Here is a 24,167-nt window from a genome sequence, read left to right as displayed (position 1 = left end):
CCGCTGGTTGCTGCCAGCTGGAATGGTAAAGACTACAGGTTTTTTACTATTCAGATTATTGGGCCTGGCAAAATAACAGCGCTGTTCAATGATGCACCTGCGCTGAGCATTCATAAAGCGAAAGGCGTATTAATTAAAGATGTTTCTTTCAGTGGCCAGTTCCGGCCACCCGCCTTGTCCTCACAGGATTTCTATAACAGTGTTCTGGAGACCTATAGTGATGGACAATGCAGGAACAGCCAGTTCTCTCCATATGCAGCAATTGCTATCGACCCATTTAAAAATGAATTACCGGGTGATGGTGGATACCCTTCCCTGAAAAGTTACTATCGCGGTGAAAAGTCTCAAAGCGGTTCAACAGGAATCAGGGTGGAAGGCGGAACTATTGAGCAATTTATTGTAGGCGTTGTTACATCTCCCAACGGATTTACATTAAATGCGGAGATATGCACATTTGAGAATATTACGCTTCGGGCATGTAAAATTGGATTTGCGGGAACGCAGCCCCAGGAAAAGATGAACAGGATTTTGCATTTGAAAGTAATTGGTCCTGTTCATACATTATTCGGGTTCGCTCAATATGGCAGGCGGCAGCCAGGAAACTGGATCATAGATGACGTTGAGGCAAGTGGAGAGGTAAATTCACTTATTTACAGGTTTACAGTAGAGTATTTTCCTTTATATATAAATAATTTAAGAACAGAATCACTGGGAGCGATAGGGACATGGCAAACGTTCCTTTCTGATGCGCTGACCAACAGCACCATTAAGCTGGCTGGTTTGAGAAAAAGAAAAAACCTGCCAGATCCTGTGTTGTTAGGGGGCGGCATTAATATTGTAAATACAACGATCGCGTATGAAGACGGGGGGCTGCCAGTGATCTTTGCAGGTAAGGAGATGGGGGCAACCAGGTTTGATGAGCAGTCAAGGAAAAGTGATTTCCTGATATGGGAAAGTTTTAAGCAACAGAAATTCCAGGCAAGTGCCTTCATACGTGGTATACCAATCTCTGCCCGGACGATCGTTTTGAAAAGAAAAGATGTAAAAGGGCCTGTAAAAGTTGGAGCGCTGGCAATTTTTTACGAGGGCAATTATAACTTAAAGGGAACTGGTATTGTGACTAAGGTAAATGATACTGAAATTGCAGTTGGACAGCTCTCTGAAGGGGCAGCCAAAGGGAAGGCTAATTGGCTAGGATTCATGTAAATATGCGTTTTTCATCTATATTTGTACGCGACTTAAAAGAGGAGTTTGGGGATATGCGAAACTTGGCGGATTGGTTGGTTTAAGTTAATCTGTAGAAGGCATGGCTGAAAGGCATTTTTCACCATAGCCTTTATTTTTATATTCATAATTGATTGGAGATCAAAAATCTGTAGTCAATTATATATCCGGGGCTTTAGTTTTCTTGATCGCGACCTGTGATTGAGGAGGCGAAGCTCTGTGAAATCTTATCATATGAGCGACGGGTTGTACTGGTTTGCCGTTTATACTAAACCGCGTTGGGAAAAAAAGGTATTCGCGCTCTTGAAGCAAAAAGGTATTATTGCCTATTGCCCTTTGACCAAAGTGCGTAAGAAATGGAGTGACAGGTTCAAGGTTATTGAAGAACCGTTATTCAAAAGCTATGTCTTTGTAAAGGTGTCACCTGAACATATGACTAACGTTCGCATGGTGGATGGTATTGTGAATTTTGTGTATTGGTTGGGTAAGCCGGCGAAAATTGCGGAAAGGGACATAGACAAGATCAAGCGATTCCTGGAAGATAACTCCGGTTATGTGGTCCAGTGGCAACCTGCTGAAGGAGAACAGGTGATTATTACAGGCGGGGCTTTTATGGACCAGGAGGCAGTAGTACTTGCCGGTGGGAAAAAGGTTTCCGAAGTGTTGTTGGTTAGCCTTGGTTTTAAACTGGTAGCATATGTTGACAACATAAAATTGTTAAGGAAGGACGAGAGTTGAATACAATTAAGAAAAATACTATACAATTGAAAATGCTTAACAGGCTTTCCGGAATTGCAGTTTACCTATCTGCAATTTTTTTATTTTCCTGCGGAGCCAGCAAAGAAATGCATGAACAGAGGATCTATCTGAAGGATGTTGATAGTATAAATCATTCTCAGATCCAGTTTCAGGAAATCCCCATTAAAAAAACTGACCTGCTTGCTGTGCTTATCTATAGTGACAATAAAGAGGCAACAGACCTGTTCAATCAGCAACAGGTGGGAAGTTCTGTTTCCGGAGGCAGCAGCGGTGGTGGCGGTGGTATAGGAGTCAGTATGAGTTCCGGAAGAGGATACCTGGTAGATAATAACGGTGAAATCTATATACACCAGATCGGCAAACTGAAAGTTGCCGGACTAACCAAATCGGAGGTAGCAGATAGTATCCGGGTAAAACTGTTGCCTTACCTGCAAAATCCCTATGTTGTTGTGCGATATGCAAACGCCCACTATACGATCCTGGGTGAAGTATCACGTCCCGGCGCGTATGAACTCGCTGCTGAAAGAGTTACCATTTTTGACGCAGTTGGCCTGGCAGGTGACCTGACCATCTACGGTAGGAGAGACAATGTTACGGTAGTTCGGGAAGAAAGGGATGGAACAAGGAAGGTGATGAAAGTTGACCTGCGCGATGCGGGCGTATTTAAATCAGATGCATTTTATATACAGCAGAATGACTTCGTTTATGTTGAACCGACCCGTAAAAAGCCAACTGGGAGTGAGGCGGTGTTGATGCGCAACCTTGCCATTACAACCAGTATATTGTCCACTATCACGATCATCATTTCGCTGGTAACCCGATAAACATGGAATACGGTACTGAAAATAGGGCAAACACTGGTCAGGGGAAAGCCGCAGATTTCAACCTGAAGGAATTTATCCTCCGGTATATCAAGTACCTGCCATGGGTAATTCTTTCAGGAGGAATAGGTGCAGCAGTGGCATTCATTACACTACGGTATACCCCGAAAACCTTCCGCGCAAAGGGACAAATGATCCTGAAAAGCGATCCGTCCATTGCAACAGGCGACGATAAATTCAATAGCCTTTTTGCCATGGATGAAGGTCCCAATCTTCGCAACGAAATGATCATCCTCCGTTCCAAGGGATTTGTGCAAAAAGTGGTAGACAAGCTGGGATTACAAACAGAATATCTGGGACTTGGAAATGTGAAATCCACGCTACTCTACAAGAACAATCCCCTGAGACTGGAGATCGTCTCAAGGAAGGATTCGGCAGCAGTTGGATTCAAAATTTCAATCCTGGATGATAAACGGTTTCTGCTGAACGACGATGAGAAACCGGTATATTTTGGTCAGCCGATTGATAATGGCAGCGGCGTATTTGTAATTCACCTGCTTAAAACAGAGCTGAGCAGCGAAGAGAAAGATTTTCAGATCAACTGGTATCCCCTTGAAATCGCAGCGGAAATATATCTCGGCGGAATAGAGATCCTTCAACCCAATGAGTATGCAAAAATTCTCGAAGTAGCGTACAGTTCCACTGATAAAGTTCTTGCTGCAGATTTTGTGAACGCAATTATGGCCGAATACGCCCGTTCAAATGTGGAAGACAAACAGCAAATCGCTAAAAATACCATCAAATTCATTAACGAAAGGCTTGACTCCGTACAGTCAGAACTGTCTTCGGTGGAAGGTTCCATGCAGCGGTTCCTGGAACATAATAAGGGGTTACCGCTTGAATCGCAGTCGGAGTATTACAGCAATTCCATGCAGCAGTTCGAAGAGAAAACCAATGAAGTCGAGGTTCAAAAGCGGATCCTGGCATGGTTGAAGAATTATATTCTGAATGAGGATTCCCGGTACAGCACAGTTCCTGTTAATCTCGGTATCGAAGAGCCTACGCTCACACAATCAATCACAGAGTACAACTCCCTGCAGCTGAAAAGGGCCGCAATGTTAAAGACAGCTACACCATTGAACCCTTTGGTTATTGAACTTACGACAGGAGTCGACAAACTAAGGAATGATATGCTGTCTGCACTGAACAGCATCAACGCTTCCTATGATATCACCTTAAATGAGATTAATAAGTCTTACCAGCGTACATTGTCCCAGGCGGTTAGTGTTCCCGGTAAAGCCAGAAATCAATTGAATATTGAAAGGCAGCAAAAGATCAAAGAAGAACTGTTCCTTTTGTTACTATCCAAGAAAGAAGAATTCGCCATCAGCTCTGCCGGTATCCTTCCCGGTTCATCTGTTCTGGAATATGCCACGGATCGGGCGAAGCTGGTTAACCCAATTCCGACATCAGTATATATCAAGTATATACTATTCGGACTGGCACTGCCCGTTGGTATTATTGCCCTGATCGAACTGCTGAATGATAAAGTGAATTCACGATCCGAAATTGAAAGGAATACAAGTGTGCCGATCGCCGGGGAGATCAGCCGCTCATCAAATCCAAGCCCACTGCTGGTAACAAGTCAAAACCGGAGCTTTATTACCGAACAGTTCCGGACAGTTCGCTCCAACATCAACTATTTCTCCATTTCTGCGAAGAAGCCCGTTATCCTGGTCACTTCGTCTATGAGCGGTGAGGGAAAGTCGTTTATCAGTACGAATATTGCTGCAGCATATGCCCTTGCGGGAAAAAAGACAATTCTGCTCGAATTCGATATCCGCAAACCTAAAATTGCATCGAACCTGGGGATCACTTCAAGGGTTGGCTTGTCCAGCTTCCTGGTTGCTGATAAGGATCCTGATGACCTCGTACTGAAAGTACCCAATGCAGAGAATCTTTACATGTTGCCCTGCGGCGTGCTTCCTCCGAATCCGGCTGAGCTGCTGTTGTTGCCATCAATGGATAAATTGTTTGACTGGGCCAAGCTCAATTTTGAAGTGATCATTGTGGATTCTGCGCCGGTTGGCCTGGTGAGTGATGCGATTTCGCTTGGACGGTATGCCGATATGACATTGTATATCGTAAGACAGTCATATACATTCAAAAAGATGCTGGAGCTGGTCGAAGCAAATTACCAGTCTAAAAAGTTACCAAATATGGGACTGGTTATCAACGATGTGAAGGCAGCGGGCGGCTATGGCTATGGCTACGGCTATGGTTATGGGTATGGTTATGGCGGCCAGCGATTGGAATATTTTGAAGTTGAAAAATCAAAACCCTGGTGGCAGTTCTGGAAGAAATAAGCTGTGGGGAGTTAAAGATGATACATGAGCACAAATAGTGAAAACCAGTGGGATCTGGTTATTGAGCCGAACGCATCAAAATTGAATCTTAACCTGCAGGAGGTATGGCGTTACCGGGATTTGATGTTACTTTTCGTAAAACGGGATTTTGTCGCGCAGTTCAAACAAACTGTACTGGGACCGGTTTGGCACATCATACAGCCCATTCTGACTACGGCCATGTTCCTGTTGATTTTTGGCCGTATCGCGCGAACGTCAACCGATAACATTGAACCATCTATCCTGTTTTATATGAGTGGGATAGTCCTTTGGAATTTCTTTTCAGGCTGCCTTACAAATGTGTCCAATACATTTGTAACCAATGCCAATATTTTCGGGAAAGTCTATTTTCCCAGGCTCGTATTGCCACTGTCTGTTATTATTTCCAACCTCATCAAATTCGCCATTCAGTTCCTGTTGCTGATTGCGATGATGGTATTTTTTCATTTTCGCGGCTACCCGATCCAGCCTTCGTTCAACTGGATCTTCATTCCGGTGATAATTCTGATTCTCGCCTGTATATCACTGGGATTGGGAATTATTATTTCTTCGCTGACAACCAAATACCGCGATTTTATTGTTTTACTCACATTCGCCGTTCAGCTCGGCATGTATGCAACGCCTATTGCATACCCATATTCCTACGTACAGAACAAATCATTTTATTGGATATTCAAGATAAACCCGCTCACAAGCATAGTGGAATCTTTCCGCTATTGCCTGTTCGGAAAAGGAACTTTTGACCTTGCAAGCCTGAGTTATACCATCATCTTTATGGTGGTCATACTGTTATCAGGTATTGTTGTTTTCAACAAGGTGGAGAGAAATTTCATGGATACTGTTTAATTCATTCAGCTATGCAAGGTGCAGGACCGATTATTAAAGTTGATGGGATAAGTAAACAATACCGGCTGGGAAAGATTGGTACAGGAACACTGGCCCACGATCTGAACCGTTGGTTTTACCGGGTAAGAGGGATGGAAGATCCCTACCTGAAAATTGGAGAAAAGAATGACCGGACAAAGAAAGGTGGCGGCGACTATGTGTGGAGCCTGAAGGAAGTGAGTTTCACCATCAATAAGGGCGAAACGGTGGGTGTTATCGGAAGAAACGGAGCAGGAAAGAGTACGCTGCTGAAGTTATTGAGCAGAACTACGGCACCGACTACCGGAGTAATCAGAATGCGCGGGCGCGTCGCAAGCCTGCTCGAAGTAGGTACCGGATTCCATCCGGAACTTAGCGGTCGCGAAAATGTGTTTCTGAATGGCGCTATTCTGGGGATGACAAAAAAGGAAATCCAGGCAAAGTTTGATGAGATAGTTGATTTTGCCGGAGTCGAACGATACATCGATACACCCGTCAAGCGGTATTCAAGTGGTATGTATGTTCGCCTGGCATTTGGCGTTGCTGCACATCTTGAGCCGGAAATACTTATAGTGGATGAAGTGCTCGCTGTAGGCGATGCCGAATTTCAAAAGAAAGCCCTCGGCAAAATGCAGGATGTTTCGAAAGGAGAAGGCCGAACTGTACTTTTTGTCAGTCACAATATGTCGTCAATCAAAACGCTTTGCAATAAAGGTATCATGTTGAAGGAAGGGCAGCTGCATAGCGAGGGCAATATCGACAATGTGATCAGTGACTACCTGAAAGACCTTGACCAGTACGCTGCGCTCGAACTGAATGATATTAACGATCGGAAAGGTAATGCGATCGTGCGTTTCAAATCAATTACCTTTCTTGATTCGGCAAACAGGGAAAGGCAGGAATTCAAAGTTGGCGAATCAATGAAGATCCGGATAGATTTCGTCGTTTCGCCTGAGTTCGCCAATCTCCGGACGGCAAGGATCGACATCGGCATCAATGACATTATGAACAATAGGGTGGCCTGGTTAAGTTCGGCGATCTATGCCGATACGATACAGTCATCCAGTCACATCATTTTTGAAGTGGAAAAGGTAATGCTGAACCAGGGGGCATATAATGTTAACCTGTTTTGCGACACGAGTATGGGGGTGGCAGACTGGGTGCAGAATGCTTCGCGGTTCAATGTATTGTATGATGATTATTTCGGAACAGGAAGAAATATTCCGGAAGCACAGGGGTTTTTAGTTACGGACTTTAAAATTGCTTATTGAATGTTTGCAGGAATAAAACACAAGGTTAGAAGACATCTGGGAATACGAGATCTCGAAAAGAAGCTCGACAAACTAAGTCTGGTTTCCGGAAAGATCGATGAAATATATTGGGCACAGGTGTTCAACAACACCATCTCGGGATCCAGCTGGCTTACAAAACAGGCGTTCAGTCCCGGCCGTTGGGCAGCGGGATATCCTTTTCTGTATATCCTCTACCGGATCCTTAATGAAACTAAACCTCAAAGTATCCTGGAGTTCGGATTAGGCGAAACTACCAAGCTTACCTACCAGTATCTGTGTAATGTTCAAACGCAGCAACAGAAAAAACTTCTTGTCATTGAACAGGATGAAAACTGGCTCCGGTTTTTTGAACAGAATTTTCCCGGCGTTTCAAAAAACGTGTTGCTGAGGGAGATCGGTAAAGGACAGGTTAAAGGCGCTGAAGTATTCCAATACAAAGACCTTCTGGAGGGCATTGGCAATCAGCAATTTAATCTGGTGCTCGTGGACGGACCCTGGGGCAGCCCGCAATACTCCAGGTACCAGATCGTGTCGCTTGTAGAGAACGATAAAATTGCTGCAGACTTTATTATAGTTATAGATGATGTAAACCGGGAAGGAGAGTCTATGACGTTGCAGGAAGTAAAACTGGCGCTTCAGAAAAAAAACATTCCTTTTGAAGAAGGTGTATACCAGGGTGTGAAAGACACGGCGATACTGGTCTCTCCCCAATATAAATTCCTGACCTCTTTATAAGAAACCGATGGACCAGGCTCCGGTAGTACTGTTTGTTTATAATCGCCCGGGTCATACCCTCAAAACATTGGAGGCGCTTTCATCCTGTGACGGTATTGACCGTACGATCCTCTACATATTCGCCGACGGTGAGAAGGAAGGTTCAGATTCAGTTTCAAAAGAAGCGGTTGCTCAGGTAAGGGAAGTAATACGCAGGCAAAAATGGGCAGGAAAGGTTGTCATCAGGGAATCTCCAGTAAATAAAGGACTGGCAAGGTCTATCACGGAAGGCGTGTCCGAACTGCTGGACAACCATGGAAAAGTGATCGTGCTGGAAGATGACATCGTAGTATCGCGCGGTTTTCTCGATTTTATGAACAATGGCCTCAAAGTGTATGAAAAGGAGGAAGAGGTCATGCACATTTCAGGCTACTTCTATCCCAATAATGGAATAAGTGGCGACACTTTTTTTTATAATGTTCCGCTTTGCTGGGGCTGGGCGACATGGAAGCGGGCCTGGGATAAGCTACAACTTGATCCTGTTCAGCTGAAAGCAGAAATCGACCGGAATAACCTCTGGGAAGCATTCAATAAGTTCGGTAATGAAGAATTGAGACGCCAGCTGGACAGGAATATCAGTGGTGAATCAAACACCTGGTTCATCAAGTGGCACTGCTCGGTACTGCTTCATCAGGGATTTGTGCTGCATCCATCAAATTCACTCGTAAACAATATCGGTTTCGATAATACAGGCACTCATGGTAACCTTACCTACAGGTACTGGCATCATGACCTTGCCGACCACGTGAAAGTGGAAAAACTGCCAAGGGTAGAGTCATCTGAAGCTGAAGAAGTTTGCAAACGTTTTTTCTATGCCTGGAATGGAAAAAATAAAAGTGCATCGGCGAAACAGGCTGGCAGCATTTTGCCACGGTTTAAGGAAATATTGCGGAATGCCGGACGATCCCTGTTTAAGAAAGTTTATCCTGAAATTTCCATATTTGACCAGTCACCAGACTGGCGTTATGTTGCCTCTTCTATTACCAATTCCGCGGTAAGTCCGAAAGCAAGCCTGTATACTCCGCATCGGGTTTCAAAGGCACTTATCGGACATTATACTTATGTCGCAAATAATTCACAGATCACCTGCGCGGAGATCGGAAAATTCTGTTCTATCGGGCCGAATTTTATCTGTGGATGGGGAATTCATCCTATGGAGGGCATCAGCACTTCTCCCATGTTCTATTCTACCAGAAAACAGAACGGAACAACGCTGAGTGCAACAGACAAGATTGAAGAACGAAGGCTGGTCAGGATTGGAAATGATGTTTTTATCGGAGCAAATGTTACCGTGCTGGATGGTGTCACCATCGGAGACGGTGCAGTAATTGGTGCCGGAGCAGTAGTGACCAGGGATGTTCCTCCTTATGGAGTCGCGGTTGGAGTTCCGGCCAAAGTCATCCGATACCGTTTCGAACCTGAAAAAATTGAACAGTTATTGCAGATCAAATGGTGGAACCAATCGCTGGATGAACTGAAAAACGTAGAAAAGATGTTCTGGGATGTGGATGGCTATATTGCGTTTATTCAAAAACAAACTTCTGAGAAGCATTGAAAATTTCTGTAATTACAATAACCTTTAATAATGAGAAAGGACTTTCCAGGACTCTGGAAAGCCTGCGGTCTCAAAAAATAGAGAATCTCCAGGTAATTGTGATCGATGGAGGCTCCTCCGACGGAAGCCTTGAAATGATCCGGAAGAGTCCGGTTGTAACAGATTGGATTTCTGAAAGCGATAATGGGGTTTATAACGCCATGAACAAAGGATTGCAACGTGTAACGGGCGATCTGGTGTTTTTCCTGAACGGCGGCGACGAGTTTACCGGTTCCGGGGTATTGCAGCAGGTAACCGGATTCATCAGCCGGCATCCTGGTTTTGACATCTATTACGGCAATGTGCTGGATATTTATGAAGACGGCCGGCAGGCATTGAGGAAGCCCGATAGCATCAGCAAGGTATCCCTTTACAGGAAAATGATTTGCCACCAGGGGATTTTTGCAGCCGCAAGGCTATTTAAGGAGAATGGGGGATTTGACGAAGAATTGCGTATTAAAGCAGATTACGACTGGCTGCTTAGAAATATTTTCAGGAATGCTTCACATTGTTATATGGACCTGCAGATCGCTAATTATGAAATGGGGGGGATCAGTACCACACTTTATGATACAGTCAGTGTCCGGGAGATTCCCCGTGTAAGGGACCGGTATTACAGTGCCCGGATTCAAAAGAAGATCAGGAGATATCTGCTCAACCCGAGAATTCCCGTTTTCTACTGGTTGTACAACAGACCGGTTTTTACACGCATGATTGATAAATGCATAAAGTGATGCAATGTATTGTTATCGCCAGAAGCATTGGTGTGTATTCAGAGTTATGGCTGAAACGCCAGATTCGTAACCATAGTTTTTTCAAGGCGGTTTATGTTACGGCTTCTGACAGCGCACAGGGTGAACTGTCGGTTCCGGTGAAATCGTTGTCGTATACTACAAAACCGCTGACAAAACTCGCTGTCCGTTCAAAGCTCCTGAGTGAGACCTTTGCTACAAAACACCATATTAATGCGCAATTGCAGGCGATCCCGAGGGGAAGCACATTGTTGATTCATTACCTCGATTTCGCTTTGAATTTTATGGATTTTATCCGGACCCGCAAAGGCAAAACGTTTGTTTATTGCCATGGCTACGATATAACCTGGTCGCTCAAATCCATAACCGATCCATCAAAGGACTTTTTTCCGGCAGGCTATATCGAAAAAGTAAAGGAGTTGTCCGGCTATGTCAGGTTTATTGTGAACTCGAAATTCAGTCGAGGCAAACTGCTGGAAATCGGCATTCCTGACGACAGGATATTTATCAATTATTTTGGAGTCGATCTGCCTGGCGAAGGAGAAATCGGGAAGCCTGACGATAGAAAATTCACAATACTTTATCTCGGAAGGCTGGTTGACTTTAAAGGCCCTGATTATGTGATCCAGGCCTTTGAAAAAGCATCAGTAATGGGGATGGATGCTGAGCTGATAATAGCCGGTAGTGGTCCGTTGCAACCCTACCTGGAATTACTGAAAAGGCGATCCCGGTTTAAGGAAAGGATCCGGCTGGTTGGCGCTGTGTCTGAAACAGAGTCTAAACAGTTGTTCAAAAACGCAGACGTTTTTACCACGCATAATATTCGGGGCGAAATTTCAGAACAGGAAGAAGCGTTCGGGGTATCTGTTATTGAGGCAATGAGCTATGGACTTCCGGTTGTTGCCTGTAATGGAGGCGGAATAGTCGACTCGGTGGAGCCGGGAAAGACTGGTATTCTGGTTGAGCCTTTTGATGTGGAAAATCACGCCAATGCTTTATTGTCGTTGTACCGGGACAAATCCCTGCTCAAAAAAATGGGACAACAGGCACGGGAATGTATAAAAACAAAGTTTTCTGTTCAGCAGGAACACGAAACGCTAAGCCGGATATTATTCAGTTAAAGTATGTTGGTGTCTGTCATAATGCCTGTTTATAACAGGGCTGAAATTGTTGGAGAAGCTGTTTTATCGTTGCAGCATCAAACCTTTGAAAACTGGGAGTTATTGGTGGTAGACGATATTTCTTCTGACAACACACCCGAAGTATTGGGTAGACTGGCCGCGAAAGACAGTCGCATACGATACTTCCAGAGACAAGGTGTGCTGAAAGGTGCCTCAGTCTGCCGGAATATTGGATTGTCGGAAAGCAGGGGTGATCTGGTGATCTTCCTGGATTCCGATGATGTTTTGCCTCACTGGTGCCTCGAGGAAAGGGTTTTGCTCATGCAGGAACATCCTGAAACAGATGCGCTGATCTCCAATGGTGCTTTTTTCAGGGAACACCCTTCCGACGCCAGCAAATTCTGGAATAAATTAACTGTTGAAGGAAAGCCGGACCTCGAGCGATTCCTGGACGGAGATCCGGTATGGCAAACTTCCGGCGCTACCTGGAGAAAACTGTTTCTGACAGGGAAGCAACTGGCATTTAATGAATTTGCGAAATCTTCCCAGGATTGGGAATTTCACGTACATGCTTTGTTAAAAGGCGGGAGCTTTAAGAAAAATGATGTTTTACCTGACTATTTTGTCCGGCGCTCAGACAAAGTAGACACAATCAGTGTTAATCACCTCTCCACCGAAAAAATAGAAAACCGCCTTCAACTCTATATCGAGGTTTCACAATACCATGAAAGCCTGATGGGGTTAACCGCCAACAGGAATAAACTTCAGCGGCGTTTTCTAAAAGACATCTACCTGTCTCAGCTGGTAAACAACCGGATCGACAGTGCAAAAATTGAAGGTTTCAGAAACCTTGTCCGCCCCGGTGACAGGAAATCCCAGCTGATATATTCAATTCTGAAATTCGGCAATTCGCTGCAGCAAATGAAATCAGGAATTATTTTCAAAATTTACCGAAAGCTTGCCGGCTTATTCATCCTTGAAAAATATTTTGAAAACGCATCGTTTTACCGTTCACCAATCGGTTCCGAGGTCAGCGATGAATTGGTGAAAAGACTGCATATACAAGGATAATAACTTTTAATCGAACCCAAGTAAACAACAGATGCCAGTTGTAAGCGTATTGATGACATCCTATAACCGGGAGAGATATATAGGAGCAGCAATAGAAAGCGTGCTCAATTCTACTTACCCGGATTTTGAACTGATTATTACAGATGACCGTTCCAGCGATACAACTGTATCCATTGCGAAGCAATTCGCAGAAAAGGATCACAGGATTCGCGTACATATCAACGAAAAAAATCTCGGCGACTATGGCAACCGGAATAAAGTTGCCTCACTGGCTACGGGAAAATACCTGAAGTATGTGGATGCGGATGACCTGATTTATCCGTGGGGACTTGAATTAATGGTAGGCATGATGGAACAATTTCCTGATGCCGGTTGGGGCCTTTGTTCGCTGAACCAGGATAAAGCGCGGCCCTTCCCGTTCGAACTGCAGCCTGACAGTGCATATGAGTACCATTATCTTGGCCCGGGTTTGTTCAATAAGGCGCCGCTTTCTGCTATCATACGGAAATCGGCATTTGATGAAGTTGGCGGGTTTGAAAATATCCGGATGGCCGGCGATTTCAATATGTGGCATAAACTTGCCCGTAAACATCCTGTAGTGCTGATGCCACATGGCCTCGTTTGGTACCGGGAACATGACAGTCAGGAGATGAACGATTATCATCGTTACCTGCAGGTGTACCAGGGTATCATCCGCAAATACCTGGTAGAGAATGATTGTCCGCTTTCACCCGAAAAAATTCAAAAAGCCCTGGTGCGGTTAAGAAGTTCATACAAGCGGGAAATGCTGAGGGGGATAGCCACCTTGAACAAGACAAGGGCGCTAGAAAACTTCAGACTGTATCGTCAGTTATAATATGTTCGGAAAAATTAAATATTTTCTTCGCCGACCCTTACAGCTGATCGTTGTTCCCGTGGTGCGGATATTTCCCGGACTGAAGTTTATCCGTGAAACGCAGGACTACCAGGGTTTCGTTAATTTTGAATTTTGGTTTACCCAGAAGGTGTTAAACATCGGGGGCAACCGTAAAGCTTACTGGCCGGTGCATTTTACCAGTAAGGTTTATGATGTGGAGAAAATTGACGTGGGGATAGATGCCTATCCTGGAATCATGGGGGGCTGTTATATTACCGGAAGAGGCGGGCTTACCATTGGCGACTATACGCAGATTGCGCCCAATGTTGCCATAGTTACGGCCAATCACGACCCATATGATTCCAGGAAGCACATTCTGAAACCGGTTGCCATTGGAAAATATTGCTGGCTTGGCGCGGGGTGTAAGATTATGCCGGGAGTGGTGTTGGGAGACTGGACAGTTGTGGCTGCAGGAGCCGTAGTGACAAAATCCTTTCCCGAAGGATTTTGTATTTTGGGAGGTGTGCCAGCGGTGAAAATCCGTGATCTCGATAAAGAAAAATGTGTACCCTTTGAGAACAAACACAAGTATCGTGGCTATATCAAAGCGGAACATTTCGAGAAATTTAAAGGGAAGTATTTAAACTTATAGTATGTCGATTGAGTTTCGTCAATGTGCGGTTTCGGTATTGGACAATATTGCTGACCCTGATATCATCTTCGATGAACAGGGAATTTCTAATTATTATTACGAATACAAGGCGGCGGAAAAAGAGCGCGTAATCCAGGGCAAAGAAGGCTGGGACCAGCTGGAAGCAATTGCCGCTGAAATCAAACAGGCAGGGAAAGATCTGCCATACGATTGCATAATGGGTCTGAGTGGCGGGGTGGATAGTACTTATGTAGCCTATATCGCAAAGAAACTTGGCCTTCGCCCCCTGGCTGTCCATTTTGATAATGGATGGAACTCTGAACTGGCTGTTCAGAATATTGAGAATATTGTGAATAAGCTGGGCTTCGACCTGTTTACCTATGTGATCGATTGGGAGGAGTTTAAAGACTTGCAGCTTTCCTACCTGAAAGCATCAGTAGTGGATATCGAAGCGATCACAGACCACGCTATTTTCGCTACTTTATACCGGTTGGCAGGCGAAAAGAATATTCGCTACCTGCTCAATGGCACAAATGTTCAGACTGAACAGACACTGCCAAAATCCTGGGTGCATCCTAAAGCTGACCACATTAATATTAAGGCCATTCACAAAGTGTATGGTAAAGTTCCGCTTAAAACGTTCCCCTTTATGGATACGAAGGTAAAGCGGTACTATCAGCAGGTTAAGGGTGTTCGTTCTGTATCTATCCTGAATTATGTTGACTACAACAAGAAAGCCGTCAAAGCGCTGATTCAGGAGGAACTCGGGTGGCGTGATTACGGTGGCAAACACTATGAAAGCGTGTGGACCAGGTTTTATCAGGGCTATATACTACCAGTTAAATTTAAAATTGACAAGCGGAAAGCGCATCTGTCCGATCTGATATTTGGTGGCCAGATCACTAAGGAAGAAGCCGTGGAAGAATTGAAAAAACCTATTTATGATCCGGAACAACTCAAAATTGACTATGAGTTTGTATTGAAGAAACTCAGCCTTACGCGCGAAGCGTTTGATCAGTTGATGAAGGAGGCACCCCGGAGTCATTATGAGTTTGATCATGAAATGCCCATCGACAAACGATATCCCATATTAAAGCCTGTGAAGCAACTGTACAGAAAGATGTTCCCCTTAAAAAAATGACATGGTTGCGATAGTTAATTATGGCGTGGGTAACCTTACTTCCATCCTGAATATGTTCAGGAGAATCGGCGTAGATGCCTGTATCACCGGTGATAAGGAAACTATTCAGAACGCCGGGAAAATTCTGCTGCCGGGTATCGGCCATTTTGATTCTTGCATGGAACGGTTTAATGCGAGTGGACTGAGGCAGGTAGTGGAAAGCAGGGCATTTGACGGATCTACTCCGGTTCTCGGTATATGTGTCGGTGCCCAGATGATGACCAGGAAAAGTGAGGAAGGCAGTGAAAAAGGACTGGGATGGATTGCCGGTGATACGGTCCGTTTCCGGCATGCACAGGACAGCAGTTTTAAGGTACCCCATATGGGCTGGTCTGATATACGCGTTTGTGAAGGGTCGGTATTAATGGATGACCTGCCTGAAGAACCCCGGTTTTATTTCGCTCACTCATTTCACTTTCAACTGGATGAACCGGCAATTGCGACTACCCGATGTGAGTATGGGTATGATTTTGTGTCGTCTTTCCGACTGAATAATATTCATGGAGTACAATTTCATCCGGAGAAAAGTCACCGGTATGGGATGCGCCTTCTTTCAAATTTTGGAGCACTGTAGTTATGAAAAGGATAAGAATCATCCCTGTTTTGCTGCTCCGCAATGAAGGTCTTTACAAAACTGTTGGTTTTAAGGATGCCAGGTACGTAGGAGATCCTGTAAATACAGTCAAGATCTTTAATGAAAAAGGTGTTGATGAGATTGTTGTTTTGGATATTTCAGCCACCAAAACGGGCCAGTCAATCAATTTCGCAAAAATCCGGGAAATGGCCGGCGAGGCCTTTATGCCAATGGCTTACGGTGGCGGTGTTGCGTCTTTTGAAGATGCCCGGAAAGTATTCGATGCCGGATTTGAAAAAGTAATTGTAAATACCGCTGCTGTTAAGAAGCCAGATGTCATTACCCGGATCGCACAGGTATATGGCAGCCAGAGTGCCGTTGTATGCATTGATGCAAAGAAGAACTGGTTGGGTAAATACCGGGTTTATATCGAGGGGGGTACAGTTAACACGGGTAAAGAACCGTGGACGTTTGCCCGGGAAATGGAAAATATTGGGGCCGGCGAGATCATCATTCAATCCATCGACCGCGACGGCACCTGGACGGGCTATGACCTGGAGCTCGTGAAAAAAGTGAGTGAACAGATTAATGTTCCCGTGATCGCCTGTGGTGGCGCGAGGGATATGAGTGATTTCAGGAACGCTGTAACGGAAGGTGGTGCATCCGCGGTAGCTGCGGGAAGCATGTTCGTTTACCAGAAAAAGGGCATGGGTGTTCTGATCAGTTTCCCCGGTGAAAGTTTGAAAGTTTAAAATAAAGTAATAGTCAGAAAAAAAAGTGAGTATGAGCAAAATCAGGATAGGTATTATCGGTTGTGGCAGGATCGCACAAAGACATGCTGAACATATAAGCAATAAAGGAGAATTAGTGGCAGTATGTGACACCGTTCCTTCCAGGGCCGACGAACTGGCTGCAAAATATCAGGCAAAGGCATTTTACAATGTTACCGACATGTTGTCCCAGGCCGGTGAGATGGATGTGGTAGCAGTTTGCTCTCCGAACGGACTTCACGCAACCCATAGCATTATGGCACTCAGGGAAGGCTTTCATGTGATTTGCGAAAAACCAATGGCCCTGTCGGCCAAGGAATGTGGCGAGATGATTCAGGCCGCCGAGCAGTCCAATAAAAGACTGTTTGCAATCAAGCAGAACCGATTCAACCCACCTGTTGCCGCTGTAAAGCAAATGCTGACTGAAGGAAAACTGGGTAAAATTTACAGTGTGCAATTGAGTTGCTTCTGGAACCGTAACCCAGACTATTATGCGAATTCCTGGAAAGGCACAAAGGATCTGGATGGAGGAACATTATATACCCAGTTCAGCCATTTTGTTGACCTCCTGTACTGGCTGATTGGAGATGTAAGTGAAGCCAAAGCCTACACCGGCAATTTTAATCATAAAGGAATAATCGAATTTGAAGACACCGGGGCTGTTATATTAAAGTTCACCAATGGTGCAATTGGAACGATTAATTACACCGTAAACAGCTACAGGAAAAACATGGAAGGATCCCTGACCATCTTTGGTGAGAAGGGAACCGTCAAAATTGGAGGTCAGTATCTGAATGAACTCGAATACCAGCAAATTGAGGACTACGTAATTGAGAACCTGCCGGAAGGAAATAAGCCCAATAACTACGGCAACTATGTTGGAAGCATGAGTAACCATGATAAGGTATATGACAATCTGGTAGAGGTGTTAAAAAATGGCGCATCGATTACTACCAGCTCTTTCGAAGGACTGAAAACGGTAGAGATAATAGAGAAAATTTATAAAGCAGCCGAATTCGTAGACTGATATGAACAAGCCGCTGTTAATTGAATCCCGTATAACCGAAGATGTTGTGTTTGGCAGGAATGTGAAAGTTGTGCAGCCGGTAAACATTTACGGATGTGAAATCGGATCAGATTGTTTCATAGGGCCCTTTACCGAGATTCAGAAAACGGTCAGGATCGGCAATCGGACCAAAATTCAGTCGCACACCTTTGTGTGTGAACTTGTAACGATCGGAGATGATTGCTTTATTGGCCATGGAGTAATGTTCATCAATGATGTATTCCAGTCCGGAGGCCCCGCCAGGGGAGACAAAACCAAATGGAAGTCGACTACCATCGGCAACATGGTATCTATCGGGTCCAATGCCACGATCCTGCCGGTAACAATTTGTGACAACGTGGTGATCGGAGCCGGAGCAGTAGTGACCAGGGACATATCAATGCCTGGAGTTTATGCCGGAAATCCAGCAAAAAAAATAAAATAACCATGAATAATAGCCAGAAAGTACCGTTTGTAGATTTATATGCGCAGTATCTCTCCATAAAGGGAGAAATTGATCATGCCATAGAACGTACGATAAAAGAGTCATCTTATATTGGAGGGAAGCCGGTTGTTGGTTTTGAACAGGAGTTCGCCCAATACTGCAAGCTGCCCTATGTGATCAGTTGCGGGAATGGCACGGATTCTATCGAAATCCTCCTGAAAGCGTCCGGAATTGGAGCCGGTGATGAAGTGATCGTGCCGGCAATTACGTGGATTTCTTCTGCTGAGGCGGTAACTGCCATAGGTGCAAAGCCTGTATTTGTGGATATTGAGGCAGACTATTTCACCATCAATCCTGCATTAATTGAAGCGGCGATCACTCCCAGGACGAAAGCAATTATTCCGGTGCACCTTTACGGGCATCCGGCTGACATGCCTGCGATCATGGAGATAGCCCGAAAACATAACCTGTTTGTGCTGGAAGATTGTGCACAGTCGCACGGCGCCGCTATCAATGGCCAGCTGGCAGGCACTTTTGGACACGCAGCCAGTTTCAGTTTCTATCCCGGAAAAAACCTGGGAGCGTATGGTGACGCCGGGGCAATGGCTACAGCAGATCAGGCCCTTGCTGAAAAAGCACGTATGATTGCCAACCACGGACAGCAGGGAAAACACAATCACCTGATGGAAGGCCGAAACAGCCGGCTGGATGGTTTGCAGGCAGCGATCCTTTCCGCCAAATTACCCCACCTCGATAAGTGGACTGAAATGCGTATTAACAATGCCAGCCGCTATGATGCTGTTTTGCAAAGCATTGGAAAAGTTCAGTCACCGAAAGTGAAAGAAGGTTACAAGCATGTGTTTCATCTATACGTTCTCAAAGTGAACGAACGCGAAAACCTCCAGAAAAAATTAGCTGCATCCGGAATTGATACAGCCATTCATTACCCGACCGCACTTCCTTTCCTGGCATGTTACAGCCATTACGGACATGTGCCGAATGACTTCCCGGTTGCGCATGCCAATCAACAGAATATCCTCTCGATACCTATGTACGCCGAGTTGACAAATGAGCAGATATCTTATATCGCAGGTGTAATAGGTGAAAACTGATGCAAAAGGAGTTCTCGTTCACTAATAAGGTAATTTTTATAGTTTCTCCGCAACATTGGGGAAACATGCGTGTGTCAAAGCACCACTATGCAATTGAACTGGCACTGAAAGGAAATAAGGTCTATTTCCTTGAACCGCCGGACAGTAAGCATGCCGGCATTTCCGTTAAACCTGCGAGCGAGTCGGAACACTTATACATTGTCCGCTACAAGCCGCTCTTTCGCGGAAAAAAATATCTCCCTCCCTTTTTATATTCCCTCCTGATCAGTTTGCAGCTGAAAAAGCTGAAGGATTATCTGGGCGTGCAGCCGGACGTTGTCTGGTCTTTTCACCCGTTTTTGTTCGAAAATCTAAAGCAATTCAAAGCTCCGCTGGCAATCTATTTCGGCGCAGACCTTTTTATTGAGAATGAATTGCCGGGGGAAATCAGGACAGCCGATATCTGTTTCGCTGTATCCCCAACCATTCTGGAACGGATAAAAGAAGGGAATGCAAATGTTTATTTCATCAATCACGGCCTGAGTGCGGTTTTCCTGAATCATGCTGCGCGACGTTCCGAAGGGTTAGCGGCTAACCCAACACCGGCTATGCGTATCGGCTACGCAGGTAATTTGCTGATGGAAGCGCCTGACCATGCAACGATGAAAAAAGTTATAGCGGCACATCCCGATAAACAATTTATATTTTGGGGCCAGTATGAAAAGAACGGACCATTCATTGGTCATGATCATCCTGACGTAGCAGACTTTGTTGACTTTTTAAAACGGCAGGCCAATGTAATATTGAGAGGTGTCGTGCCAACCGGTCAGATGGCAGCAGAAATGCAACAAATTGATATGTTCTGGATCTGCTGGAAGACCACGGCATCACGGATGTGGGATGGATCAAATTCACACAAACTCCTGGAATATATCAGTACCGGACGGCCAGTAGTAGCACATCATGTTGCTGCTTACAAAGGAACTACCTACCTCCGGATGATGCCTGATTCAAGCAATGAACAGTATCCTGAATTATTCAGTGAAACGGCGAAAAGTATCGTTTCCGGCAGGATCAAGGCAGTTGATGAAAATCATGTACAGTTTGCAGCTGGAAATACTTACCGGCACCAGCTCGAAAGGATTGAGGCGTTAATATCGGCACATGTTGGGTAAACGTATTTTATTTGTCACTACTACAAACCTCGCTACCAATCCACGATTGGTAAAGGAAATAAATCTGGCAATGGATAACGGCGCGCAAGTGTCTGTCATATCCTTCCGCCTGGGTAACTGGAGTGCAGCATTAAATGAAAAGATCCTTGAGGAGTTAGAAGGCAAAGTGATCGCCTATACATTGGATATTTCTGCAAATAAGTCGCTGCGGTGGGCTGTTGACGCAGTTCGCTTTTTCGTAACCAGGAAAATCGGTGCGGCATTTTCATCTCAGGATTTCCAGGGAATGACTGACAGGCGTTCTGTTTTGCTTGACCGGTTCCTTCGCCGGATGAAGGTCAACTTTGACCTGGTGGTTGCCCATAATCCGGGTTCAATCCTTCCTGTTTGGCGTTTCAGCAAATCAAGAAAAATACCTTTCGGTTTTGATATTGAAGATTATCATCCGGGTGAGTCAAGCCTCCCGGAGACCAATCTGGTAATGAAAAGGATTTTTAACTCCTATCTGAAAGATGCGCGGTACCTGACAGCTGCTTCTCCATTGATATTGACCCATTCACTGGAAGATATCGGGGTATTCCATTATCCGGCGGAAACGGTTTTGAATTATTTTCCCCGTGATGAATTTGAAATCCCTGTTCCTGCGTCAGCGGAAGTTCCCCTGAGGGTAATCTGGTTTTCACAGAATATTAATGCCGGCAGGGGATTGGAACAGATTTCAGACGTGCTCGGGAAATTCGGTAATGAACTATCAGTTACGCTGGTAGGAAATCTCAACGGAGCATTTTACGAAAAGTTCCTGAAGCGGCATACCAATTTGAATATCCTGGCCCCGCTCCCTCAAAGGGAATTGCACCGTATGCTCAGGCAATACGATGTGGGCCTAGCAATTGAGCCCGGAAAGGATATTAACAACGGGATAGCAGTTTCCAACAAGATGTTGGCCTACCATCAGGCAGGACTGTTTATCGCAGCGTCAGATACACCCGCGCAGACCGCCTATATGGAAGCATTCCCCGGCAACGGGGTATTATTCCCCCTCGGTAGTCCGCCGGCAATTATAGAAACACTGCAACGTTGCGTGGCAAACAAAACTGTCATCCGGCAACACAGCGGCGAGCGTTTCCGGTTGGCACATGATAAAGGCTGGGAAGCCGAAAGCCTGAAACTGGCGAATCTTTGGAATAGTGTTCTAAGTAAAAACAACTGAGTGAAAAAAGTCCTGATTATTTCGCCTCATTTTCCCCCCAGTAACCTTGCGGCAGTGCATAGAAGCAGGTTATTTGCACAACATCTACCTGCTTTTGGATGGGAGCCTGTAATTCTTGCAGTGCATGAAGATTATTATGAAGAAAAGCTTGATCCGAATTTGGCTGCGCTGTTACCCGAAGGGCTGCGGGTTGAAAAGGTCGCTGCATTCCAGGTAAGCAAACCACGCTTCATCGGAGATATTGGACTCAGAGGCTTTTTTCAGCTGTATAAGAAAGCTAAAAGGATCATCAGGGAAGAGCAAATTGATTTTCTGTATATTCCAATACCGTCATTTTATGTTGCGTTGTTGGGCCGTTGGCTTCATTTTAGCACCGGCGTAAAATATGGTATCGATTATATCGATCCCTGGGTACACCATTTTGCAGGTAGTGACCGCATGTTCTCCCGCCATTGGTTCAGTACAAAGCTTTCTTCGTTTCTGGAGCCGATTGCAGTAAAACGTGCTTCACTGATCACCGGGGTGGCGGAAGGCTATTACGGCGGTGTGAAAGACCGTAATCCGCACCTTCTGGAAAAGGCTGTATTTGGCGCGATGCCTTATGGGGGAGAGATGATCGACTATCAGAAAGTAAATACCTTATCTATTGAGCCTTATCTGTTCCGGCGAAATGAAAAATTTCAACTGGTTTACGCGGGTGCGATGTTGCCAAAAGCCTATGGACCTCTTGAGCAGATTTTTAAAGTGATTGCCGATCATCCGCAACAATTCAGCGATCTTGAAATCCATTTTATCGGAACAGGAAAGCTGGCGAATGACAGTAACAGTTTTAATATTAAGCCGATAGCTAAAAAATTCGGGCTCTGGAAAACAGTCGTATTCGAATATCCGCAACGAATCCCGTATCTGGATGTGTTGATTCACCTTCGGGCGGCTGATGGCATATTCATCCTCGGAAGCACAGAACCACATTATACTCCCAGCAAGGTTTATCAGGGTGTGATGAGTGGAAAGCCGGTTTTTGCTGTTCTTCATCAGGAAAGCCAGGCACTTAAAGTTTTACAACAGGCAAGGGCCGGTGTGGTAATCGCATTTGATGGTGAAGCCGGCCTTGATACTATTTCCGAAAACTTTTCCGCAACCTTTGAGCAGTACAGGAAATTTGTGAAGGAATTCAGTACAGAACAGGTGGATATTGGCGCATTTGAACAATACAGTGCATATGCAGTGACAAGGCAACTGGCTAGCCTGATTGATCTGGCTGTAGAAAAGAACTCGTAATGGCACAAGTGAAGCTCGCAATAGTTACAACACATCCTGTTCAATATAATGCTCCCTGGTTCAGACAACTCGCAAATCACGGGAAGATCGAACCTAGAGTATTTTACACCTGGTCTCAGTCACAGGCGGGACCGAAATTCGACCCGGGGTTCGGAAAAACGATTGACTGGGATATCCCGTTGCTGGATGGCTATGGGTTCGAATTCATTGAAAACAAGTCTAAAACACCGGGCAGCAGGTCATTCAATGGAATTGATAACCCCGGATTGATACCTGCGATAACAGCATGGGGAGCGGATGCGGTATTGGTAATGGGTTGGAATTTCAAAAGCCACCTGGCCTGCATGCGGCATTTTAAAGGGAAAATCCCGGTATTGTTTCGTGGGGACTCAACCCTGTTGGACGAAGCGGGCACTTTAAAGCGTATCCTTCGCCGGTTAACGCTCAGTTTCGTATACCGCTTTATTGACTACGCTTTATATGTGGGATCGAATAACAAAGCATATTTTCAATGGAACGGCGTGCCGGAGTATAAGCTGATCAATGTTCCCCACGCTATCGATAACGCGAGATTCTCAGACAAGGCTGCCGGAAACAGTGCGTCGGAATTAAGAAGGTCCTGGGGCATTACGCAAAACGATTTTGTTATTCTCTTTGCAGGGAAACTTGAGCCTAAAAAAAATCCGGGATACCTTATACAACTTGCCGGCCTTTTGCCGGATAAACATTTCAAATTCATTCTCGCCGGATCCGGCGAACAGGAAGATGCATTGAAAGCCATGGCCGCGGGAGATTCCCGGATTATCTTTCCGGGCTTTCTGAATCAGACCCAAATGCCTGCATTATATCATTGTGCCGACGTTTTCGTGCTGCCCTCTCTTGGACCAGGGGAGACCTGGGGACTTGCCCTCAATGAAGCAATGGCCGCTGGCCGGCCGGTTATAGCTACTACCAAAACAGGCGGGGCGGCTGATCTGATCCAAAAGAACAGGAATGGCGTTGTTTTCGATGGGAAAGATACCAGCGAAGTAATCCGCTTTATCAGGCAAATTGCGACCGACAGGTCCGCCTGGCAGCAGGCATCGGTTACATCCAGTAAGATCGTCAGGCATTTCAGTTTCGAATCAATCGTAACGGCAATCGAACAGATCTTCATAAAATAACGCAGGTTATCAAATCAAGATTCTACATATTCTCAGCTATCTATGTAG

23 protein-coding genes are annotated in these 24,167 nt (G+C 45.2%); all 23 read left to right on the top strand.

Annotated elements, in window-relative coordinates; translation table 11 throughout:
* Nucleotides 1–174: 174 nt before the first annotated feature.
* Nucleotides 175–1,206: a hypothetical protein gene (locus FPE01S_RS21835; protein WP_157474125.1), complete on the top strand. Its 1,032-nt coding sequence runs from the start codon at nt 175–177 to the stop codon at nt 1,204–1,206.
* A 252-nt stretch (nt 1,207–1,458) separates the two neighbouring features.
* Nucleotides 1,459–1,962, top strand: coding sequence for a UpxY family transcription antiterminator (locus tag FPE01S_RS21830; protein WP_046371178.1), 504 nt, complete (start codon nt 1,459–1,461; stop codon nt 1,960–1,962).
* 107 nt (nt 1,963–2,069) lie between these two features.
* Nucleotides 2,070–2,807 (top strand): polysaccharide biosynthesis/export family protein, encoded by a 738-nt coding sequence (locus FPE01S_RS21825; RefSeq protein ID WP_169749208.1) that lies wholly within the window; start codon nt 2,070–2,072, stop codon nt 2,805–2,807.
* Nucleotides 2,808–2,809: 2 nt separating this feature from the next.
* Nucleotides 2,810–5,170 (top strand): GumC family protein, encoded by a 2,361-nt coding sequence (locus tag FPE01S_RS21820; protein ID WP_046371176.1) that lies wholly within the window; start codon nt 2,810–2,812, stop codon nt 5,168–5,170.
* 24 nt (nt 5,171–5,194) lie between these two features.
* Nucleotides 5,195–6,055: an ABC transporter permease gene (locus FPE01S_RS21815; RefSeq protein ID WP_046371175.1), complete on the top strand. Its 861-nt coding sequence runs from the start codon at nt 5,195–5,197 to the stop codon at nt 6,053–6,055.
* 11 nt (nt 6,056–6,066) lie between these two features.
* The gene (locus FPE01S_RS21810) at nt 6,067–7,344 is read left to right on the top strand and encodes an ABC transporter ATP-binding protein (RefSeq protein WP_046371174.1); all 1,278 of its coding nucleotides are present in this window, start codon (nt 6,067–6,069) and stop codon (nt 7,342–7,344) included.
* A complete protein-coding gene (locus FPE01S_RS21805) occupies nt 7,345–8,100 on the top strand; it encodes an O-methyltransferase (RefSeq protein WP_046371173.1) in 756 nt (251 codons plus the stop codon).
* A 7-nt stretch (nt 8,101–8,107) separates the two neighbouring features.
* Nucleotides 8,108–9,694, top strand: coding sequence for a DapH/DapD/GlmU-related protein (locus tag FPE01S_RS26360; RefSeq protein ID WP_281176221.1), 1,587 nt, complete (start codon nt 8,108–8,110; stop codon nt 9,692–9,694).
* On the top strand, nt 9,691–10,467 hold the full coding sequence (locus FPE01S_RS21790; RefSeq protein WP_046371172.1) for a glycosyltransferase family 2 protein: 777 nt from the start codon (nt 9,691–9,693) through the stop codon (nt 10,465–10,467). The genes FPE01S_RS26360 and FPE01S_RS21790 overlap by 4 nt, the downstream gene beginning before the upstream one ends.
* Complete coding sequence (locus tag FPE01S_RS21785) at nt 10,467–11,606, top strand: glycosyltransferase family 4 protein (RefSeq protein ID WP_169749207.1); 1,140 nt, start codon at nt 10,467–10,469, stop codon at nt 11,604–11,606. The genes FPE01S_RS21790 and FPE01S_RS21785 overlap by 1 nt, the downstream gene beginning before the upstream one ends.
* Nucleotides 11,607–11,615: 9 nt before the next feature.
* On the top strand, nt 11,616–12,677 hold the full coding sequence (locus tag FPE01S_RS25205) for a glycosyltransferase family 2 protein (protein ID WP_169749206.1): 1,062 nt from the start codon (nt 11,616–11,618) through the stop codon (nt 12,675–12,677).
* A 31-nt stretch (nt 12,678–12,708) separates the two neighbouring features.
* Nucleotides 12,709–13,533, top strand: a complete 825-nt coding sequence (locus FPE01S_RS25200) for a glycosyltransferase family 2 protein (RefSeq protein WP_052956088.1) — start codon at nt 12,709–12,711, stop codon at nt 13,531–13,533.
* Between the two features lies 1 nt (nt 13,534).
* Nucleotides 13,535–14,185, top strand: a complete 651-nt coding sequence (locus FPE01S_RS21770; RefSeq protein WP_052956087.1) for an acyltransferase — start codon at nt 13,535–13,537, stop codon at nt 14,183–14,185.
* A gap of 1 nt (nt 14,186) precedes the next feature.
* Nucleotides 14,187–15,326, top strand: coding sequence for an N-acetyl sugar amidotransferase (locus FPE01S_RS21765; protein ID WP_046371170.1), 1,140 nt, complete (start codon nt 14,187–14,189; stop codon nt 15,324–15,326).
* Nucleotide 15,327: 1 nt separating this feature from the next.
* Nucleotides 15,328–15,939, top strand: coding sequence for an imidazole glycerol phosphate synthase subunit HisH (hisH, locus tag FPE01S_RS21760; RefSeq protein WP_046371169.1), 612 nt, complete (start codon nt 15,328–15,330; stop codon nt 15,937–15,939).
* Nucleotides 15,940–15,941: 2 nt separating this feature from the next.
* Nucleotides 15,942–16,691, top strand: coding sequence for an AglZ/HisF2 family acetamidino modification protein (locus FPE01S_RS21755; RefSeq protein ID WP_046371168.1), 750 nt, complete (start codon nt 15,942–15,944; stop codon nt 16,689–16,691).
* A gap of 31 nt (nt 16,692–16,722) precedes the next feature.
* Nucleotides 16,723–17,736 carry a Gfo/Idh/MocA family protein gene (locus FPE01S_RS21750; protein WP_046371167.1) on the top strand — a complete coding sequence of 338 codons (1,014 nt, stop codon included), beginning with the start codon at nt 16,723–16,725 and terminating at the stop codon, nt 17,734–17,736.
* Between the two features lies 1 nt (nt 17,737).
* Nucleotides 17,738–18,199 (top strand): acyltransferase, encoded by a 462-nt coding sequence (locus FPE01S_RS26355; RefSeq protein WP_046371166.1) that lies wholly within the window; start codon nt 17,738–17,740, stop codon nt 18,197–18,199.
* A gap of 2 nt (nt 18,200–18,201) precedes the next feature.
* On the top strand, nt 18,202–19,311 hold the full coding sequence (locus FPE01S_RS21740) for a DegT/DnrJ/EryC1/StrS family aminotransferase (RefSeq protein ID WP_046371165.1): 1,110 nt from the start codon (nt 18,202–18,204) through the stop codon (nt 19,309–19,311).
* A gap of 65 nt (nt 19,312–19,376) precedes the next feature.
* Complete coding sequence (locus FPE01S_RS21735) at nt 19,377–20,465, top strand: glycosyltransferase family protein (protein ID WP_046371164.1); 1,089 nt, start codon at nt 19,377–19,379, stop codon at nt 20,463–20,465.
* Nucleotides 20,455–21,675, top strand: a complete 1,221-nt coding sequence (locus tag FPE01S_RS21730) for a glycosyltransferase family protein (RefSeq protein ID WP_157474123.1) — start codon at nt 20,455–20,457, stop codon at nt 21,673–21,675. The genes FPE01S_RS21735 and FPE01S_RS21730 overlap by 11 nt, the downstream gene beginning before the upstream one ends.
* The gene (locus FPE01S_RS21725) at nt 21,676–22,956 is read left to right on the top strand and encodes a glycosyltransferase family protein (RefSeq protein ID WP_046371162.1); all 1,281 of its coding nucleotides are present in this window, start codon (nt 21,676–21,678) and stop codon (nt 22,954–22,956) included.
* A complete protein-coding gene (locus FPE01S_RS21720; RefSeq protein ID WP_046371161.1) occupies nt 22,956–24,119 on the top strand; it encodes a glycosyltransferase family 4 protein in 1,164 nt (387 codons plus the stop codon). The genes FPE01S_RS21725 and FPE01S_RS21720 overlap by 1 nt, the downstream gene beginning before the upstream one ends.
* Nucleotides 24,120–24,167: the final 48 nt, after the last annotated feature.

Source organism: Flavihumibacter petaseus NBRC 106054 (assembly GCF_000974785.1).
In the GTDB taxonomy this organism is placed as follows: Bacteria; Bacteroidota; Bacteroidia; order Chitinophagales; family Chitinophagaceae; genus Flavihumibacter; species Flavihumibacter petaseus.
This window is presented reverse-complemented; position numbering and strand designations above follow the sequence as displayed.

Excerpts from the sequence above, each read along its gene's own strand:
- FPE01S_RS21755 (WP_046371168.1), top strand. The coding sequence starts at position 15,942 with ATGAAAAGGATAAGAATCATCCCTGTTTTGCTGCTCCGCAATGAAGGT.
- FPE01S_RS21765 (WP_046371170.1), top strand. The coding sequence starts at position 14,187 with ATGTCGATTGAGTTTCGTCAATGTGCGGTTTCGGTATTGGACAATATT.
- FPE01S_RS21740 (WP_046371165.1), top strand. The coding sequence starts at position 18,202 with ATGAATAATAGCCAGAAAGTACCGTTTGTAGATTTATATGCGCAGTAT.
- FPE01S_RS21785 (WP_169749207.1), top strand. The coding sequence starts at position 10,467 with ATGCAATGTATTGTTATCGCCAGAAGCATTGGTGTGTATTCAGAGTTA.
- FPE01S_RS21805 (WP_046371173.1), top strand. The coding sequence starts at position 7,345 with ATGTTTGCAGGAATAAAACACAAGGTTAGAAGACATCTGGGAATACGA.
- FPE01S_RS21825 (WP_169749208.1), top strand. The coding sequence starts at position 2,070 with ATGCATGAACAGAGGATCTATCTGAAGGATGTTGATAGTATAAATCAT.
- FPE01S_RS21810 (WP_046371174.1), top strand. The coding sequence starts at position 6,067 with ATGCAAGGTGCAGGACCGATTATTAAAGTTGATGGGATAAGTAAACAA.
- FPE01S_RS21770 (WP_052956087.1), top strand. The coding sequence starts at position 13,535 with ATGTTCGGAAAAATTAAATATTTTCTTCGCCGACCCTTACAGCTGATC.
- FPE01S_RS21820 (WP_046371176.1), top strand. The coding sequence starts at position 2,810 with ATGGAATACGGTACTGAAAATAGGGCAAACACTGGTCAGGGGAAAGCC.
- FPE01S_RS21750 (WP_046371167.1), top strand. The coding sequence starts at position 16,723 with ATGAGCAAAATCAGGATAGGTATTATCGGTTGTGGCAGGATCGCACAA.
- FPE01S_RS21815 (WP_046371175.1), top strand. The coding sequence starts at position 5,195 with ATGAGCACAAATAGTGAAAACCAGTGGGATCTGGTTATTGAGCCGAAC.
- FPE01S_RS21830 (WP_046371178.1), top strand. The coding sequence starts at position 1,459 with ATGAGCGACGGGTTGTACTGGTTTGCCGTTTATACTAAACCGCGTTGG.
- hisH (WP_046371169.1), top strand. The coding sequence starts at position 15,328 with ATGGTTGCGATAGTTAATTATGGCGTGGGTAACCTTACTTCCATCCTG.
- FPE01S_RS26360 (WP_281176221.1), top strand. The coding sequence starts at position 8,108 with ATGGACCAGGCTCCGGTAGTACTGTTTGTTTATAATCGCCCGGGTCAT.
- FPE01S_RS25200 (WP_052956088.1), top strand. The coding sequence starts at position 12,709 with ATGCCAGTTGTAAGCGTATTGATGACATCCTATAACCGGGAGAGATAT.
- FPE01S_RS26355 (WP_046371166.1), top strand. The coding sequence starts at position 17,738 with ATGAACAAGCCGCTGTTAATTGAATCCCGTATAACCGAAGATGTTGTG.
- FPE01S_RS21730 (WP_157474123.1), top strand. The coding sequence starts at position 20,455 with ATGTTGGGTAAACGTATTTTATTTGTCACTACTACAAACCTCGCTACC.
- FPE01S_RS21720 (WP_046371161.1), top strand. The coding sequence starts at position 22,956 with ATGGCACAAGTGAAGCTCGCAATAGTTACAACACATCCTGTTCAATAT.
- FPE01S_RS21735 (WP_046371164.1), top strand. The coding sequence starts at position 19,377 with ATGCGTGTGTCAAAGCACCACTATGCAATTGAACTGGCACTGAAAGGA.